Origin of the sequence: Bacillus sp. NPDC094106 (genome assembly GCF_044764345.1) — a bacterium.
GTDB lineage: Bacteria > Bacillota > Bacilli > Bacillales > Bacillaceae_G > Bacillus_A.
Window position 1 is genome coordinate 1 of sequence record NZ_JBIWHY010000015.1, and the last position, 18383, is coordinate 18383.

16 protein-coding genes and 2 pseudogenes are annotated in these 18383 nt (G+C 37.5%); 1 reads left to right on the forward strand and 17 read right to left on the reverse strand.

The annotated features are described in order from the left end of the window. Nucleotides 1-96 precede the first annotated feature (96 nt). The 3 genes and pseudogenes from ACIQ7L_RS20065 to ACIQ7L_RS20075 form a co-directional block, all read right to left on the reverse strand. A pseudogene (locus ACIQ7L_RS20065) lies at nucleotides 97-378 on the reverse strand (RNA-guided endonuclease InsQ/TnpB family protein); the annotation flags it as partial. Between the two features lie 567 nt (nucleotides 379-945). Beyond that, the gene (locus tag ACIQ7L_RS20070; protein WP_400571184.1) at nucleotides 946-1605 is read right to left on the reverse strand and encodes a protein kinase family protein; all 660 of its coding nucleotides are present in this window, start codon (nucleotides 1603-1605) and stop codon (nucleotides 946-948) included. A 72-nt stretch (nucleotides 1606-1677) separates the two neighbouring features. Then, the gene (locus tag ACIQ7L_RS20075; protein ID WP_400571185.1) at nucleotides 1678-2289 is read right to left on the reverse strand and encodes a recombinase family protein; all 612 of its coding nucleotides are present in this window, start codon (nucleotides 2287-2289) and stop codon (nucleotides 1678-1680) included. 223 nt (nucleotides 2290-2512) lie between these two features. On the opposite strand from ACIQ7L_RS20075, the gene ACIQ7L_RS20080 reads away from it, so the two are divergent. Then, entirely contained in the window at nucleotides 2513-2674 is a 162-nt protein-coding gene (locus ACIQ7L_RS20080; protein ID WP_400571186.1) for a hypothetical protein, read from the forward strand. Here ACIQ7L_RS20080 and ACIQ7L_RS20085 read toward each other — a convergent pair. From ACIQ7L_RS20085 to ACIQ7L_RS20150, 14 genes and pseudogenes are all read right to left on the reverse strand, one after another. Beyond that, nucleotides 2639-3190, reverse strand: a complete 552-nt coding sequence (locus ACIQ7L_RS20085; RefSeq protein ID WP_400571187.1) for a suppressor of fused domain protein — start codon at nucleotides 3188-3190, stop codon at nucleotides 2639-2641. The genes ACIQ7L_RS20080 and ACIQ7L_RS20085 overlap by 36 nt on opposite strands. A gap of 101 nt (nucleotides 3191-3291) precedes the next feature. Then, a pseudogene (locus ACIQ7L_RS20090) lies at nucleotides 3292-3721 on the reverse strand (SMI1/KNR4 family protein). A 150-nt stretch (nucleotides 3722-3871) separates the two neighbouring features. Beyond that, nucleotides 3872-4390, reverse strand: a complete 519-nt coding sequence (locus ACIQ7L_RS20095; RefSeq protein WP_400571188.1) for a hypothetical protein — start codon at nucleotides 4388-4390, stop codon at nucleotides 3872-3874. Nucleotides 4391-4616: 226 nt separating this feature from the next. Beyond that, nucleotides 4617-5495, reverse strand: a complete 879-nt coding sequence (locus tag ACIQ7L_RS20100) for a DnaD domain-containing protein (protein ID WP_400571189.1) — start codon at nucleotides 5493-5495, stop codon at nucleotides 4617-4619. Between the two features lie 284 nt (nucleotides 5496-5779). Beyond that, entirely contained in the window at nucleotides 5780-6124 is a 345-nt protein-coding gene (locus ACIQ7L_RS20105; RefSeq protein WP_400571190.1) for a DUF2185 domain-containing protein, read from the reverse strand. Between the two features lie 174 nt (nucleotides 6125-6298). Beyond that, nucleotides 6299-6577, reverse strand: a complete 279-nt coding sequence (locus tag ACIQ7L_RS20110) for a hypothetical protein (protein WP_400571191.1) — start codon at nucleotides 6575-6577, stop codon at nucleotides 6299-6301. Next, on the reverse strand, nucleotides 6549-8186 hold the full coding sequence (locus tag ACIQ7L_RS20115; RefSeq protein ID WP_400571192.1) for a hypothetical protein: 1638 nt from the start codon (nucleotides 8184-8186) through the stop codon (nucleotides 6549-6551). The genes ACIQ7L_RS20110 and ACIQ7L_RS20115 overlap by 29 nt, the downstream gene beginning before the upstream one ends. Beyond that, nucleotides 8162-9268, reverse strand: a complete 1107-nt coding sequence (locus tag ACIQ7L_RS20120; RefSeq protein WP_400571193.1) for a VWA domain-containing protein — start codon at nucleotides 9266-9268, stop codon at nucleotides 8162-8164. Before ACIQ7L_RS20120 ends, ACIQ7L_RS20115 begins: the two co-directional genes overlap by 25 nt. Then, on the reverse strand, nucleotides 9258-11564 hold the full coding sequence (locus ACIQ7L_RS20125) for a DUF5682 family protein (RefSeq protein WP_400571194.1): 2307 nt from the start codon (nucleotides 11562-11564) through the stop codon (nucleotides 9258-9260). Before ACIQ7L_RS20125 ends, ACIQ7L_RS20120 begins: the two co-directional genes overlap by 11 nt. Next, a complete protein-coding gene (locus ACIQ7L_RS20130) occupies nucleotides 11525-12631 on the reverse strand; it encodes an ATP-binding protein (RefSeq protein WP_400571195.1) in 1107 nt (368 codons plus the stop codon). The genes ACIQ7L_RS20125 and ACIQ7L_RS20130 overlap by 40 nt, the downstream gene beginning before the upstream one ends. Before the next feature lie 15 nt (nucleotides 12632-12646). Then, the gene (locus ACIQ7L_RS20135; RefSeq protein ID WP_400571196.1) at nucleotides 12647-16075 is read right to left on the reverse strand and encodes a DUF4132 domain-containing protein; all 3429 of its coding nucleotides are present in this window, start codon (nucleotides 16073-16075) and stop codon (nucleotides 12647-12649) included. 286 nt (nucleotides 16076-16361) lie between these two features. Further along, complete coding sequence (locus tag ACIQ7L_RS20140; RefSeq protein ID WP_400571197.1) at nucleotides 16362-16715, reverse strand: hypothetical protein; 354 nt, start codon at nucleotides 16713-16715, stop codon at nucleotides 16362-16364. Nucleotides 16716-16800: 85 nt separating this feature from the next. Next, entirely contained in the window at nucleotides 16801-17319 is a 519-nt protein-coding gene (locus ACIQ7L_RS20145) for an ankyrin repeat domain-containing protein (RefSeq protein WP_400571198.1), read from the reverse strand. 350 nt (nucleotides 17320-17669) lie between these two features. Beyond that, a complete protein-coding gene (locus ACIQ7L_RS20150) occupies nucleotides 17670-18233 on the reverse strand; it encodes a GNAT family N-acetyltransferase (RefSeq protein ID WP_400571308.1) in 564 nt (187 codons plus the stop codon). Nucleotides 18234-18383: the final 150 nt, after the last annotated feature.

Below are 18383 nucleotides of genomic sequence, written 5' to 3' on the forward strand. Positions count from 1 at the left end.
CTTATCGCTCGTATTTTTTCTTTTGAAGAAAGTTTAGCCATTAAAAAGTGCACCTCCGATTGTTAGACTGTGTCTAACAATCGGGGTGCACTTCACTTCTGCCGGCTTTTCTTTCTGCTTTTGTACACGTTTTTGATACGCACGAAGTTGATTTTCATTCATAATTTCAATATACGTTTGTAGTGTATGGAGAACTTCTTGTTGAGGTGGCTGTAATGGTTTCTCTGTACGCAAAGCCGTATACACTTGGCGAATGTAAAAGTTTGTTGTATTGTAGAGATTTTTTGCATTTTGACACATTTCCATGAAGTAGGCGTACAATCTATGCCCTTTCTTAATCCAAATTTGATAGGTTGCATATTCTTTTTCTTTTGTCATCCTGTTCACCACCTTCTTTTCTTCATGATACTACAAAACAGCCAAAAGGAACATATATTCGATGCACTACAAAAATATTTTTACAAATTCGCTGACAATTCATCTCCACCTTAAACTGGGCTATGCCCTGCACGTTTTGAAGATGGAGTTTTCTTGCCAATTTTTCGATAAATCTTAAATTTAAAAAAGACACCCGTACGAGTTCCTTTCACCTGGCTATGGTGCGAAAATTTAAAAATAATGTAAGTAGGGGTAAAAGGACATCGCCATCAAGTTGAGAAACTCATTGTTCTCCAAAACGAAAAAAATACACTGGATTCTCATAGACAACTTTGGTGAGAGAAAAAATTTTTTAGGGGTACTTCAAAATCTTAGCTTGATGGATGTGTGACGGTACCCCTTGAAGAAGAAAATAAGCAATTGCGTGAAAAAGAAAATGAAAAGCTTACTGATTACTTCATGAAGTTATAAAATTAGGACCGTACATATTAGACATATCTAAAATGTACGGTCCTTTTGTTTACTAGTGGTTCACTTATCTAACCTAAAGATAAGTATGTGGTCCTTTTACAATTTGAATTTCTTTTTAAGCTTCTTATATTTTCTATATGAACGTCTAACAATGTTTAACATGAAATATGGTATTTTAACAGGGAAAGGCAATTTATAAATGAAAGGCAAGTAAAATGTAAAATATGCCTTTTCTAGGTCTCTCCACTTACTATCTTCTTTTGTTTTTAAGAAATCAGATACATCGACTACATATCCCCTTCCGTTTTCCATCATCACATTTTTCCCGTGAACATCACAAGGAGTTAATCCTTGTTCCCTTGCATACTCTAAAGCTTCATTGATATCAAGGATTACCTGCTTAGGAATTTTAATCCCCTTATGAATAGCATCGTATAAGGTAATTTCTTTTAAACGTTTCAATACTATGAAATTTTCTCCTTTATATATAAGCTTCGAATAAGAAGGATGATTTCCGATTCTTCGGTATACTTCTGACTCTTTTTCAATTCCTTCTCCTTCTCGCACGTAAACTTTCACTACACAATCTTTGTATTCTTTGTGCATAAATACTGCGGCATAATTACCTGTCCCTAAACACTTCCAAAGTCTAGGAATATCTTTAACTACTACAGGCTCGAATTCATCCTCACTTCTTATGCTTACCTCTTTTAATAATTCGTCCTTTATCAATCCCACAAAACTATTTATACTCATCATTTCCACTCCGGTTTTGTTAAAAGGGGTCCCATCCACATTTTAAAATGAATATGTCAAAACATGTACAATTTAATTTTCCTCATACTGTTTGGCAAGTTTATAAAATGAGGAACGTTTGATGCCATACTTTTTCATAGCTCCTACGGCTGTAATTGAACCAGATTTCCATTCCTTGTAAGCATCAATAAATTCTTCTGTTATTTCGACAGGCGGACGTCCTAAACGATTACCTTGCTTCCTGGCAAGAGCAATTCCCTCAGCTTGGCGTTGCTTAATATCAATGCGCTCTTTTTCTGCAAATGCTGATAATATTGTAAGAGTTGCTTTTTGAATTGCGCTCTGAATAACATCATTTGTATTTTCACCAGTGTAATGGATGTTAATATAGGGTTCCTTTATAAATTGTAAATTTATCCTATGTTTTTCATAGTATCTAAATTCTTCTAATGTATCGTTCATATTTCTCCCAAGCCTTGTTAGGGAGTCAAACACAATCGTATCTCCTGTACGAACAAGACGCTTTAGCATTTGGTAATTCTCTCGTTCCGTATTTTTTCCAGATTCTTTATCAATGAAAATATCTCGATCTTCTATTCCTAAATCTTTCATATTCTGAATTTGTCGTTCTTCTTTTTGATCTTTACTGGAAACTCGGACATATCCAAATTTTTTATGTTTCATATGCTACACCCCACTGGTAATTATACCAATTATGTCTGTAAAGGTATATGAAATAAACAGATGTCTGTAAAATAAGAAATAAACATTTATAAACGTGGTTTTTTATAGTTTTTTATCTATCTGTAAAGGTGTACCTTTTGTGAATGGTTTATTTTGGAATATTAAAATATAATGTGGTAGATTATATCTAATAACAAAACAGTTTTCAAAAGGAGCGTTTTTTATGGATGGACCAGAATTAGCTACCAGGTATGATGAAAAAATTATTGAGTATTATTTAACAATGTTAGAAAAAGGAGAAGGTACAAAAAAGTTATTTTACAGTTCCATGTTTGACTATGAATTAGGTTTAGATATGGAAAGGATCCACATGATTCTCTTCTAATAATTCCTCAAATTTCTCTGTTCCGCATTTTATAAAATATCCATATTCCGATTCTGAAATAAAAAAGGCCAGCAAAACTTTACCATCTTTTTCTGTATTTCCAGTAAGTACATGACCATATTCTTCCGGGAAAGCAAATGGTTCCGTAAAGTAAACTGCACTTTTATTGTATTTTTGAACAAAAGACTTATCGATACTTTCAATGCCACTAATTGCTGTTCCTCTTCCTATTTCGATTCCATTACTTATACAATAAAATAAAGCATTTGCAAGAATATACCCCGTACTCCGAAATGCTCCATCAACTACCATGGAAACTTCAACATTAGCTCCTACTATTTCTTCATATTTACTCACTCCAAGTGTATTAAAAACAAGGCATTCTTCAAATACATTTTCATATTTCAAAATTTGTATACTCGGCATGTCCTCATCATTTTTGAACACTTCCCGGTCGATTGGCTCACCTAAGTATTTACTATAATGGTCATAATATAGCTCTCCATAATGAATCATTCTTTGAATTCCCCTTTATACACATGAATTTTTATTTTCCCCCTAAGGTCTATATAGATGAATAGATAATACTTTTAACAAACTTAGAAGACTGCTTAACTTTACTCCTCATATAAATGATCAAGAAATTCATTTATATTATTTGTTAAAAAAATACATATTTTTCATGCCGTCGTGCTCTTCATCATGAGCCCAATGAAATATTTTTTCACAATATTCTTCATTGATGCCCAAACATATTTGATTACCACCGGGATCATCTGCAATTGGTATAAATCCCATATCTAAAAGATCATCAAAAAAATCTATTATTTTATCCAAATTATCATACATACCCCCAATTCCATAGAAAATATTTAATACACTTTCTCCTGCATCATCAGAGATTTTATACATACTTGCCTTTGGATAGCCACCATTGTATTTCAATAAAAACTCTCTATAATACTTCGGAAATCGCAGCTGATGTTTTTCCTCAAAAGCTTCTAACTCTTCTAATGATAATTTTTCATGAATCATTTCAATCTCCAACGCATTCCCACTCCTTGGCAAACTTTTTTTCACCATCTCTTTTTGATTGTGTATCATTGGCATAAGTCGATTAGACATATCCTCTTTCAGCAATAATCATTTTTCTTGATTCTATGATACTCTAAAAAACAAGCTGTTATCTTTTGCGTATTAATCACACCACATTTCCTCATCAGAAATCCATTTATTTTTCTGTAAATCAAACGATTTATTAGCATCGTGGAAACCACAATAGGCAGGTAATTTTATATTTCCTCCGTTTGCTTTATTCCAACAATCAACAAACCATTCCACAATGATTTTTTCCTCATCTTCCGATATGATCTCATCGTTTTCCTCATAAAATCCCCAGAACTCGTCTGATTTATCATAAGAAAGGTTATAATATGATATACGTTCGAGTAATTCATGACTTCCTGCAAAAATACTACTATCATTTCCTTCATAAAAAACTTCATTTGCTTCTCTATTCATAGAAAACATCATGATAGAAAGATCGAATGATCCGATAAAAATCATAAAATCTACTAACTCTATTTTACTATAATAATTAAATTTAAGAATTTCTCTTATATTATGAATCAACCTTTCTGAATTTGTTTCAAGATTTTCTTTTACCGAGCTAATGTATGTATCTTTTGTAAACAATTCATTCACCTCATGCTTCATTTAAATTTCAATATAAATTAAAACTCTTTACACATAATATAATTGGGCGTCTTCTTTTCTTCATCCATTTCCGCGTTAATCTAACATGCAAATAAACTGGTTGAGTAAAATTAGCTCCTCTAGCTACCGCATATCTTCCTCTATTTTTCGTACTGGTCAAGCATGGTTCATCATTAACAAGTAAAGATCCTGGATACCACTTGTTCTACCTATGTATGTTAAATACTCATGGCTTCCATCCCTTCTCCTGCAAGAACTTCTGTAATTCTTCCTCAGACGGTACATTCTTCTTCCACTCTTCACATTCCTCCAAAAACTTCTCCGTTTCATAAACAACAGACGGTTCCTTCTTCCGAAATTTCGCTGCCGCTTTCTCTATTTCACTGAGACTCGTATATCCCTTCCCATGCCAATCTCGTAAAATCCCCTTCACATAAGCAAGCGTCCGCTTATTATTTTCATAGGAAATCTGAAGTGCCTTCAATACAAGCTCCTCTGACAATTCTGCCATCCATTCACTTAATTCCTCCGCTGCATAAGACGACAAACTACCAAAGTTTTGTTCATAAAACGTGAATACACTACTACCTGGATTCACTTCCTCTACTTTTTTTACTTCAACTACTTCCTCATTTGCTTCACAATCTTGAACAACTTCTTGCGAAATCACATCAGATGCTTCAACCGGCATTCCGAAATGCTCTAGCAATAACGGAATATTCAACTCTTCCTCGAGGCATCTTTGAAGAAACATATGTACAAACTCTTTATTTTTCACAGTCTTTAACTCACGTAACACACACTTTTCTATGTTCGTATTCGTAACAGGGTTATAACGTAACCAATTTAGAACATATAACTCCTTCGTTTTCACATCATATAATATCTTTCCATACGCAATAAACCGCTGCAACAACTTCTCAGCAGTCTCACGATTATACCCCGTTTCCATCTCTACCAAGCGTAACGGAAGTGGATAAATCCCGCATTGTCTCGTTTTCGAACATGTCAGTAAATACATATAAAAATATCGCTCCTCTGGCGTTAAATCTAATACAAACTCATCTTGCCAAAAATTCACCTGTACACTCCGGTATACTCCCATGTTTCTTCCTCCCGCTCTTTTAGTGGTAATTATAGAATTACTTACTCCTTCATATATATAGGATTGCAGGCAGGAATTTGGTGAATTTATTTTATATTTTTTACTAGTACTAGAATGTTACTTTTTTATTTTTTTGTAGTTGTTCCTGTAGTTGTTCTTGTAGTTGTTTTTTCTTTTGTTTATTTAATGATTTATTACTTGGTATGGGCTTATAAGGGGCTTGGAAGGGGCTTCTCTTATTGTCATCTGCTGAAGAACTTATAAAATAGTACTACATGAAAAAGCTAATTTTGTTTTATAACTTCATCAATTGTCACTTCTTTATCAGCGACTAAATCATAAAAGCCTCTATGAACTCCTTCTTCATACAACCAGCACAGATCCGTTCCATAAGGAGCTTCAAAAATCTCAAACATTACAGGGGCGATTTTAAAAATAGATTCCGCGTTTAAAATGATGAAATTATCCACATGATTCACATATTCATCAGTATCATCTATAGAATACAAATTCCAGCCATTGAATTGCGAGATAGAACTTTCTTCTCTAAATGAATATCTAACTGGTTTTCCAGCAAGAATATTTTTTGAAACAACAAAACCACCATACTCACTATTATTTATTTTCACTTTCAAACTCCTTAATATCGTAATTGCTAGCGTATTTGAATAAATATTTGTACCAAATACCCGTGTTTTCTAATTACAAATTTTGCATATATCGAACAATTGACGTGTCAAAAGACACGCCTTGTCCGAAACTGATTCATCTCATGATTGAAATCACGAATGTTCTCGGCTGAATCATAAATGCAGCATTTCAGCCTTTACAACTTGAATATATTCCTGCAACTTACAAAATGCTTCTGTCAGTTTGCTTGTTTCTTCTTTATGAAGAAAGCGGTCCTTGTTTCGTTCTTCCTCTATGACAAGTAGCTGCGCGGCAGCATAAGAAAGACCATACTTTTCGCATTCTCGCTTTATATCATGAAAAAAAGAAAGAGGTACGGCCCCTGCTCCTGAGACAAGCATCTCATCTAGAACTTGTTCCAATTCATCGATTATGCGCATTAACTCGATCATAGAACGTTTCTCCTTCATTGAGTGTAATATTTATAATCTCTCCTGCTTCTGTATATAAAATGACAGGTGTAACAACGAGCTTTGTTCCTTCCTGATAAGAATGGACTAGCATTCGCTTTACATGCAACAAGTCCATATTTGTTTTTACAAGTCGAATCATCCGCTCATTTTCTGGTCGTTTCATCATTTGCATTTGCAATGTTTTCCCATTCTTATCGATAAGAGGTATGATCCATTTTTGTTCCTGTTTCTGAAATTTCCATTTTTCTATTTCAGCAACTTCGATACAAAAGACTCCTTGTTTATTTGCCTCTAACCTGTGCTCTTTTACTTTCTTTAGTAGTTCTTCCCATGAAGTTAAAAAGAGAGATTGCCACTCTGCCACATTTGTTTTTCCTTCCACTTCTCCTACTGTCTGTGAGCTAGATGACAATTGAAAATCGGCGTTAAGTTTTGCATGCTTCAATCGGAAAGATGAACGAGAGAGTTCGTATCCTTTCCCTGCAATTCCCCATGGAACTTGCCTTTCATGGAGTTCTTCAGGAGTTGTGCTGCTCCCTTCATAGAACATCGGACGCGACTGCGTGTATGTTATCCACTTTTCCTGTTCTCGATTATAGAAATAATACGTCACACCAACATAACCAGACTTCGTTTTCCAGCCGGATGCACCGAAAGCATGCAAAGTAAGCGGTGGAACCTCATAATATTCCGAACGAAACGGACTCTCTTGCAGACGATGGCGCTCTAACAACAAAATGTGTTCATAAATCGCGGACAGCGTTTGCCGATAGGATGCCATTTGAAAGGACGCATGTTTCATCCGGTATAGCCCAATATCGGTCCCGAGCTTACGAAATAAATTTTCTAACTTTGCTAATTTCAAAGAACGAGCTTTTACAGAAAGTTGTTCTATTTCATAGATTGTGTTTTTGGTAAGGCGTGTTAATCCAAAGTGAACAATTTGCTCGATCATCTCTTTGAAAATAGATAGCTTATCCGGCGCAATGATAAGAGGATGCATCTGTTTCGTTTCATGCGAGATTCCTTTCTCTTTTTGATACCAATATACCGCTTCCGCCTTATGACGGCATATTCCCTCTGCTTTACATGTACAGATTGCATCCTCTACCGATTCAGCTGTTAGAAAGCGAACGATTATATTCTCTTCTGGGAAGGACGCAATTAAAGCTGCCTCTTCTTCCAAAACGAACTTCGGCTGAAATGTTTCGCGGAACATAATTTCAGCCCACATTTTTTCGGAAACAATGCTGCGTACGTCCACATTCAATAGAGAAGAGAAATCAACCTTCGTTTTCTCTTCTCCTACATACATCTTCTTAGCTTCCAGCAGTGCCATAATGACATGCTTGCAAATAGAGCGGGCATCACAAATACAAGAGTAACTGCGTATATCACCCGTAAATGTTACAGTAATTCCATCATCAAACTGTATTTGCGCTGCATCCTCTTCTACGTCCATTTTGACATTTGATACAGCAGCCAAATCCTTCATTGCTCTCTTATATGTTCCTTTGTTGGACATGGCGATTAAGTATGTTTCATCAATAGAGGAAAGTACATTTAAGAAATGATTGTTGCGATCCACTGTGCCAACCTCCCTGGTGTTAGCGCTGCTACATGAGCACCGAGCACCGCCATTTTTTTAGCTGCCTGTTTATCATAAAAAGGCTGTGCAGTCGGATCAAGGGAAGTAAGTACAATCAGCTTTGCCCCTGATTCTACAATCTTCATCGCTTCTCGGTACATTTCAGCATAACTGCCACCTTCATATAAATCCGTTACAAGCACGACAATTGTTTTATGTGGCATCTCTATTTTATTCGTTGCGTAGCGAAGCGCCTGAGCAATATATGTTCCTCCCCCAAGCTGTACACTCATAAGCGTTTCCACCGGATCGTCAATACGGTCTGTTAAATCGACAACGGATGTATCAAAGATGAACAAATCCGTCTTAATCGTCGGTAAGCTTGCGAAAATGCCAGCCATAACCGCACTATGAATAACAGAATCAATCATACTACCACTCTCGTCTACTGCGAGAATCACACGCCATGGGCTAACGTGCTTCGTCGCAGCATAAAAATACGTTTTTTCAATATGAATGGTGTTCGTTTCCTTGTCAAAATGCTTCAAGTTCTTCCGAATCGTTTTCTTAAAATCAAAGTTGCGCATCGTGCGCACGCGGCTAGAACGATTACGATCGGGTCTACCGCTTAAAGCGTGCTTCACTTCTTGCTCTAAATTACGACGCAACTCCTCAGCTACTTTCGCTACAATACGCTTAGCCGTGTCCAATACATCTGGATTCATATAATCTTTAAATTGTAAAATACATTTTAATAAATTCATATTCGGTTCCATTTTTTGAAGCGTTTTCTTATCTTGCAATAGAGCCGTTAATTCATACTTTTCTAGCGCATGATTTTCCATAATTTCAATGGTTTCTTTCGGAAATAACTCCCTCACTTTCGAAACCCAAGTGGGCACTGTTAGCTGCGAAGGATCCAACGACCCGCCGCGTTCCTCCCCACGTTCCCGTTCGTACAAAAACTCCAGCACCTCATCCATTTCCCTGTACACAGGGTTTTCTTCCTGAAATGTGATTTGGTCATCCGCATATTTTCCAAGAACAAGACGCCAGCGATTTAAAGAAATGTTATTCTCCATCTTCTAGCCTCCGTCTAATTAAAATCTCTCGTGCCTTCCGATCTAACTGCATTGCATACGTCAGCACATCTTCTGAAATTGGTTCTTCTTTTATCACTTCTTCTGTGGCGCCATATAATCGAGCAACCTGCTTAGCAATCGTATCAACCTCAAGCGGCGTGAATTGACTGAACAAAAGGCGCAAATGCGGTAACACTTGCAAAAATGTCTCTTCATCAAGTTCTTCTAGGACATGAGACATCCCGCCAAGCAGCGATTCGTTATATAAGAAGATATCTTTTGCCCCAGCAAGCAATCCATTCAAAAATATCGGAGCTTGCTTTTGCATCTCACCACTTCCATAAAAATATCCTTCTGCCACTTGAATTACTTCACCCATTTTCCGTTTTCCTAAAGAAGTTAACAGTCCAAATACTGCCCCTTCTACTTGGCTTTCTCGTTTTTCCTTTTGCAAATAAAGCTCCAACGCCTCAATAAATTGCTGGTCTGCAGGCTGCAGGGTATACAAATCGATAAGCTTTTCCGCAATAATTGCTGGTTCGCCTCCATCTAAAACAGAAAATAACGAAAGGGCTTTGCATCGGGCACTATCCGCCTGCCGATTTGCTTTCTCTATTTGTGATAAATAGTAAGCGCAATCTGCCAAAGACACGAAGTCCCCATCCTCTTGTATTGCCTCATCTATGAAAGGGATGTACATGGCAAAATCGGAAAACAACCCGCTTAAGTATGCTTCCATCAACAAAAGAGCCACCTCTCCAGCACGCCCTTTCGCCTTATACAGCTTTGCTCTTAGCACTTCTTGCGCGGCTTCTCTCACCGTTCCGCCATACACAGATAAATCAATGAGAGCACTTTCCACCTGCGCTGAGAAACGATATTTCCAAGTTTCTCGCATAAGATTGATATTCTGCTTTCTAGCAAGATTTGGACCGCGCAGCTTCTCGCAAAACGGGACTTCTAAAAAAGCGAGGCAATGAAAGAATTGGCTTAAACGCTGGTGTCGTTCGTTCTTGTATATGTCAAGAATCGTCTCATGTGGTATAGTAGAACGGGCCGGCAAACGAAACGAACGAACAGAAGCACGAAAATCATGCACCAGCGGCGGCACATCCGCTTCTTTTGACAATTTACCACGCTTCGTCCCTTGCAAACTCTTCTGAAGCAGTATCATAGGCTTATTTGCTGCAGATATCTCACCTTTCACAAATGCACTACGCACTGCATCCAGCAGCTCATACAATCCAGGCTGCATCTTCCCTCGAAGCAGCGCAAGTTCACGTATCATTCGCGCAGCCTCAATCTCATCGGCCATTGATATCCCTTCTGCCTTTAACTGTCTAGCAACCCGTATCATAAATTGCTCAGCTGTCGCTTCATCCCTATTCTCCCAAACATATTGATAAAAGGTGGGTGCAGGCATACCACTCTCATAACCACGCGTCTGATCACTTTCCATAAAGGAGTACGGCATAAGATAATTTTTTGCATATACTTTAGACAATGGACTTTTGGACAGTTTTTTCTTTTTCCCTTCCAATTCAAGAAGCCCTTTCACATGAAAGCCTCCGGTAATAACGAGCACCTTGTCATACACTTTACGCGCTTTTTCAATTTCCTTTGCCATGTGTATCTCCCTGGCTTCGCATCCGTCTTCTATCAACATCTCCTGCGTATAGTCCGCGCGCGTATAATAACAATAATGAAAAAGCTGACGGACAAACTCCTCACTTGTCATATGAAAACCTTGCAATTCAAAGTATTTCTCCCAAAATTCATGAAAGCTTCGGCACCCCGTTTTTTCTGAAAGCATGCGGACATATTGACTATGCCGAAAATATTGTTCGTCATGCTTTTCACGCTCTTCCTCGTTTTTCGTTACAAACAAATATTCTTTATAAGGAAGATCAATAAATGAAACTGGAATATTGCACGCAGCTCCTTCCCGCAGCGCGACAAGTTCTGGTGAATAGTCGAGAAAGGGATAGTACGCTCGGTACTTTCCACCCTCTTCTCTTTCAAGCAGATCCGTTTTATCATCATAACTGCAATATATACAAATCGGAGCCTCACTCTCTGCGCTCACGATATGTGGAATAAGAGTATTACAATCTATCGGTCCTTCTATAAGAATCGCATCCGGTTTATATAATTCAACTATCTTTTGTACATGAAAAGAGCACGCAGGGCTATGATGGCGAATCGGCACGTATACGACGTTGTTACTTAAATTGTAAGCTCTTTGAAACAGTGCATTTACTTCAGCTGATTGCGAGCTTCGAAAAACGACTTCCATACCTCTCCTCCTACTTGACCTCGCGCCCTGACGATGCTTGTAAAGTAACTGCGCAGCTTTTCTAAATCATCCTTGTTTTCTTTCGCAATCGTCCCCGATAAATACCGAACAAGCGCATCCATTTTCACTTGTCCGCTTCCATAATAGTACGCATCCATTGCACTTTGATAATATACAGATACTGCTTCTGCAGTACTCATAACAGAAGACGGCTGATCAATTCGTTTTCCTTCAGCGGTTACACCTTCCCTAAGTTCATGAAAAACAGTCGCCAACAGCTGAACAACCGTCTCATCCACTTCTGGTGTGATGCCTGATGCTCCTAATAACCGCGTTACTTGTGACTCTATTATTTTTGCTTCAAGCTTTACATCCTTAATCGGATGCACCGTTTCAAAATTAAAACGACGCTTCAATGCACTACTCATTTCATTCACACCGCGATCGCGCGTGTTAGCCGTCGCAATAATATTGAACCCAGGCTTTGCCGTAAGAATTCCTTGCTCCCCAAACTCTGGAATATTTAGCACTTTATCACTCAAAACACTAATTAACGAATCCTGCACCTCCTGCGGGCAGCGCGTCAACTCTTCAAATCTAGTTAATATCCCTTGTTCCATCCCAATGAAAAGTGGCCCTGGCACAAGTGCCTCTCTTACAGGTCCTTTCGCAAGAAGAAGCGCATAGTTCCACGAGTACTTAATTGTATCTTCCATCGTAGCAGCTGTTCCTTGCACAGTGTTGCGGCTATTTCTACATATCGCAGCAGAAAGCAGCTCGCTTAGCATCGTTTTTGCTGTTCCTGGCTCTCCAATTAGCATAAGTCCGCGGTTTCCTGCTAATGTGACAATCGCTCGTTCCACAAGTGCATCATTACCATAAAACTTACGACTAATTTCTACTTCTTTTCCTTCCCAAAGAAGCGGTTCTTCTTGTCCGATAATAAACGTACGAACGGCACGCGGTGACAATCGCCAGTTAGGTGGTTTAGGAAACGAATCATTCGCTTCTAACGCATTCAATTCTATTTCATATAATTCTTCCATTAATGGTTTAATAGACTGCATATGTCAGTTCCTTTCTTATCGCTTACTGCGCCAGTTTTCATCACGGCCAAGGTTCGATTCTGTTGCCCGTTTTATATCATATAAAATTTCACTGAAAAAGCGTTCCGATACTTGTTTTGGTAAAACGCGTCTCTCATGATCAATTTCGTCGTAGTCATATGAACCGCGGCTCACCGTGCCTGCTTTATAAAATTGAATTTCAAATACGCACACATCTTCCTCGCCTTCATACCCGACCGGTGCACCTTCAAACGCAAGCTCCGCCCCTAATCCGGCGCGAGTATCTTCTTTATAGAATGTATAATATACACCGGCATCTTGAACCGATCCACGGCTCCATCCGTACTTCGCCATCTTACCAAACAGCGAACGACCATTGATTTGAATACCAGCAAATCTTTCTACAGTAACTTCCTCATCTTCCTTCACCTGAAATACTTCACGGTCAATTTGCGGAAATGGCTGAGTAACCTCATAATCATCTAGCTGTTCCTTCCATAACTCCCGTTCCTCTTCAGACAATTCCAGCGGATGAATTAAGCCAATAACGGTATCTGGCGTAAGTTCATGCTCTTCTTCTTCAATCGTATTGAACGTGCCATCCTCCATATAACGGAACATCGCAAGTAACTTTCCTTCCTTATATTCACCCCAAATAAGTGAGATAGCAAATTGCTGCATAATTGGATTTTCCACAAACAGAGACTTCCATGTATTTTGTGACCAATAGCGATTAAGAGAAAGCGCTGTTTCCAGACGCTGCGTTTGCATCGTAATCATACTTCGGAGCTGCTTCTTTATAGAGGTTAACTCCGCCTTAGCCTCTTCTGCTTTTTCCGCATCATCTTTTGCATTTGGTTTCGGAAGTGACTTAATTCGTTTTCCTTCTTCTGTCTTCAACTCAATTTTCAAGTTTGGAGTTAAATAAGCAGTAAATGTTCTGCTTCCGTAATCAATTGTCTTTTCACCGCGTTTATTAAAACCAAGGTCTGGGACAAGCTGATCTTCTAATTCTTCTTCTGTTATACCACGCGTTTTAGCAGCAAGACTCAGCGCTTCTTTCGCAGCATTACGCACTTGCTTATGTTTATACTTAAATGCCATCGCATGGATAGACATTAGCCCAATATGTGATTGGGACAACGCTAGCGCCTGAACAGCTGCTGCAGCAATAGCTCCGCGCATACCAAGTGCCCATTCATCAATCTGCTTTTTGAGCTGCAGCGCCATTTCATCATCACTGTAAATGCCGTACAGCGAAAGAATACCGCGTTTCTTCGACTCCGCTCCTTGAGAAATCCATAGCTGATATATCGCTTGTATATTTTCCTTCATATCTTGTTCGTTAAGAGCAGCGCCTATTGCTTCCGCCGCTTCTTTTTTCTCAATTACAGAATCTGATATATACTGCTGAAAATATGCAAGAGGAATCATTGCATCTGCAATTGTATCGGAATCGCGAAGACGAATTTGCGGTTCAAATCCGAGCCACTGCACAAGCGCATTCCTTTTTTGCGGTGTTAAAATACGCATGCAAAGAGCTTCTATACTTCCTGATGCTCCTTCTAAGTCCCCGTCGCCAAGCAATGGAGCAAACTTCTCCATCAAGGAATCGTTTTTCTTTTCTTGCAAAGCTTCTTGCACAAGCTGTGTATATTTTTCAGATTTATAGTATAAAAGTGTTTGCATCACATTTTCGCGCACAACTTTCTTTCTATTACTCAATTCCTTTGCCACATCCTCTGCAGCTTCCGCATCTTTTGTAAGAAGTGCAACTGCAGCAGTACGTACCCTTTTAGAGGAATCTCCAAGGCTTTGAATGAGAAGATCACGCGTCTGAGCTGCGTTATCCTTTGCCAACTCATCCAAAATAAAAATCCTTTCATCTACAGAATACTCAGGAAATTTCTCTGTCACATATGTCCGTTCTTTTACAAACAAACGAATGAGCACTTCTCTTGCTCTACTTCCTTTTTCATTACGCTCGGAAGCTTGTTCAACAGAATAGGTAATGAGCTTCTCTTTCGATAAACCATAGGAAAGAAGATCCTCCAATATTTGTTCCGGCGAGTTTTTCATGTCAGCATACCGCTGCAGAAGTTCGTATAAACTATAGTTATAGGTTTTCCCGAGTTGAAGTGTAAGAGCTGCTTCTCTCTTTGCCGCTTCCTCTATATCCCAAAGAAGCGCAATTTCTAAAACAGGCATTCTCCAGTAATTATTTCTATACTTCGAACTTTCGAACTGTTGCTTCATATCCTCAAATGATAAATTACCTAATAAATAGTCACGATATGTACTACGTATGTCAGATGATTTCGTTTGAAGGACAACCGTTAAAAACTCTTCACGTACTTTGTTTCTATGTAACTCGCACCCTTTTTCCGCCAAAAGCATTGACACAAAAAGGTATTGACTTTGACTTAAATATTGCAACGTACGCTTAACAAATTCCGGTTGCTCTTCCACCATACATAGCAATAATTTGTATTCGTATATTCGATCAAAATCAATAAAGTCTAAATGATGCTGCGTTAGGCGATATGCGAAAAATCTTTCTTCCGAAATACCGAATTGCTCGCACAAATTTCGGGTTGTTTCATACACTTGTGTATCAAAACTCTTTGTTTTTCTGTAGTTTCCAGACTGTTCAAGAGTATGGCTGACATGAGAAATTGCATAATTCATAAATTTTTTAACAGAGCATTTCACTAATAATTCCATATATCTTCTTGCAACATCCGAATGCGGATATATACGAAAAATTTGCTGCCAAGTAAAGTCAGGTAAAGATGATCCGGCAAACACCTTACTAACAGATTCGCCTCGAACGTACCTTTGAGCTGCTTCAAGCTTGTCTTCTGCACCGCTTAGCCTCAATATATACTCCGCATGCTCTTGCAATTCTTCTTCCAGTAAAGAACGATAAGGAAGAAATCTCTCATAATCTGCATCTAGCATAACTAGAAGCAAAAGTAACCTTTGCTGACCTGTTGTAACTTGTAACTGTTCTTCTATATACTGCGGATTTTCTTGAACCCATTGTTTCAGAAAAACATCTGCTTCATTTACAGAGCGCGATAGACCCGTTAAACACTTGCAGGCTAATCCTACAAGCTTATCAAATGAAAGACCGCTTTTCTCAAAATAAGCCTTTATATCTATGAAACTCAAATGTGTAAAACGTACAAGAAGAACATTCAGCAATTGATCCTCAAGTAAATGATAAAATAACCGAAAAAAAACTGGATCTTGCTTATACGTCTTCCTAAAATCATTCATGAACCGCCAAGCAAAATCACTTCGCTTATTTTCGCGAATGGTCGTTTGTTCTATAAGTTTTAAAACTTCTTCATCTCTCGTCTGCAAGTAACGCATTGCTAATTCTTCTTGTGTCCCTGTCATATTAAGGTGTTGAAACAACTGATATGTACTGACTGCCATCTTCTACGCCTCCCTAGTTCTTTTATAAACTCATCGTTGGATCATATACATATGATAATACCCATTCTCTCACATATCTGAAATTTCAGATACAAGAATACGGAATATATTTACATTATTAGTATATCATATCAGCTCTTATACGAACATACGTTTCTATAAGTTTTATATTTATTTTGAAACAATCATTGAAGATATGGTCTAGAGATTGATATTTCTTAAAAAACTAATCTGTTGTGTTTAGCTTCAGAAGTAAAATCACTCTATAGCATTTTACCTCCTCAAATTAAACCTCGTCAGCCAAAGCATCATCGTAATCTTGTAATTCTTTCATAATTTCTTTTAATTGTTCAATACTATCAATAAATTCTTGGTGAGAAATTTTTTGATAATCACCCGCCTTGCCATGTCCATCACTTTCAAATATTTTTATTTCTCCACCTAACCCCAATACATTATCAACTAATTCTTTTAACTTCTCCATATCATCCAGATCATTCGCATCAGTTTCCGCAATAAAATCTTTGTTTTCAATTTTATTTTTGATTTCTATAATTGCTAAACTCGTATATTTTCTTAAAGATGCTATATATGTATGAAATGGAGCATTAGGAATTATTTTAATTGCTATTTTACTCATCTATTATTCTCCTTTCTATATATTCTCTCGCTCAATTAATTGTTATTAAGAGCATCTTCCTAATGGCATAAGCTCCAACTAAGAATTAATAATCTGTACGACCTTTTTCTAACTTTCCCTTTAGATATTCAGCAATTTCTGTTTGTCCAAATTCTCTAGCATATTCATAAGCATCCATATTCTGAATACTTTCACCCGTATATCGTATTGAAATATCTATTCCTTTTTCAACTAGAAACTCAGCTACTTCTTTATGCCCACCATAAATCGCTCCAAATAATGGGTTTCTTTTTGCTAAGCTCACATCTATTTCTGCGCCAGCCTCTACTAGATATTTTACTATCTCTAAATGTCCCGCTCCTGCTGCCACATTTAACGCAGAAGCATCGAATGTACCACCTCTAGCATCCATATCTATCCCTTTTTCAATGAGATACTTAACTATTTCAAGATGTCCTTTCTTTGCTGCTACATGTAACCATGTACCAAATGAAGTCATTGTGTTCAAAATTTCTTTTTCATTACCTATTAATTGTTTGACTTCATGAATATCACCAAGTTTAATTGCATTCCTTATTGCTTTGTTTACACTTTTTTTATCCAAAACAAGTCCCCCTTCATTTCAATTTATCTTCTACTAGCTAATTCTTCAAGAACTTCAACATCCTTTATTTGCATAGCCCTAATCATAGGTTTTGTTTGTATTCGTTTAACCGTACATCCTGAAAACGATTCAGGTCAAAAATTCTACACAGGTTTTGGATTTACTGATGATGAAATTTACACATACAGTGAACTGACATATTCCTTGTACATTTAGAAAAATTTCAGTTTAACACGATAACTACTCATAATATTGATTACGCGAAAAAGAGTACCTTCACATCTTTTGAAGGCACTCTTTTTCGCGTAATATAGATTCTGCCGCGCTTCTTTTATACTAAAAAGAAAGCATTAAAATCTTAAATACCAATATATTGCAACTTCATCACTTTGCTCATTCATGCCTTTATATACAAGAAAATCAAAGCCTCCTATAACAAATCCACAACTCTCATAAAATTTGCAGGCTCTAACGTTATTGCTCTGTGTCTCCAGCATAATTCCTGGCATTTCACAAGCTTGCGCCCAATGCTTTGCCTGCTCAATTAATTTTCTACCAACTCCAAGTTGTCTAAACTGCTTATCCACTTTTATATCTTCCACGTAGGCAAAACTGTTCCAGTTCCTTTTTAATATAATCATTCCAATCATGCGTTGATTCATAAACGCCAAAAAAATTATTTTATTTGGATTATTAATATATTCATTATAATCTAGATCACCCTCTTGATCTTCATTATATATACCTTCTGAATAATTTTTCTCATAGCTCTGTATTTCTTTCACTATGTATTCTATTCGTTGATTCATCGCTGCTAATGAAAGAACTAACTTAGAATCAACCGTAAAACTATCATCAATTTCAGGAATTGCATTCAAATCCTCTATTTCTAGTTTTCTAATAAAAATGTCCATCTTTATCCCCCTTAAATAAAATGTAATATATGAACAGTTAACACCCTTCTTTCTCATACTAAATATAGCCCCTCTTGAATGACCAGTTAATGTAAGTTGATACCCCTTTAAGCCATTTTTAGGATTGGCCATATAATTTTTCACTTCTTT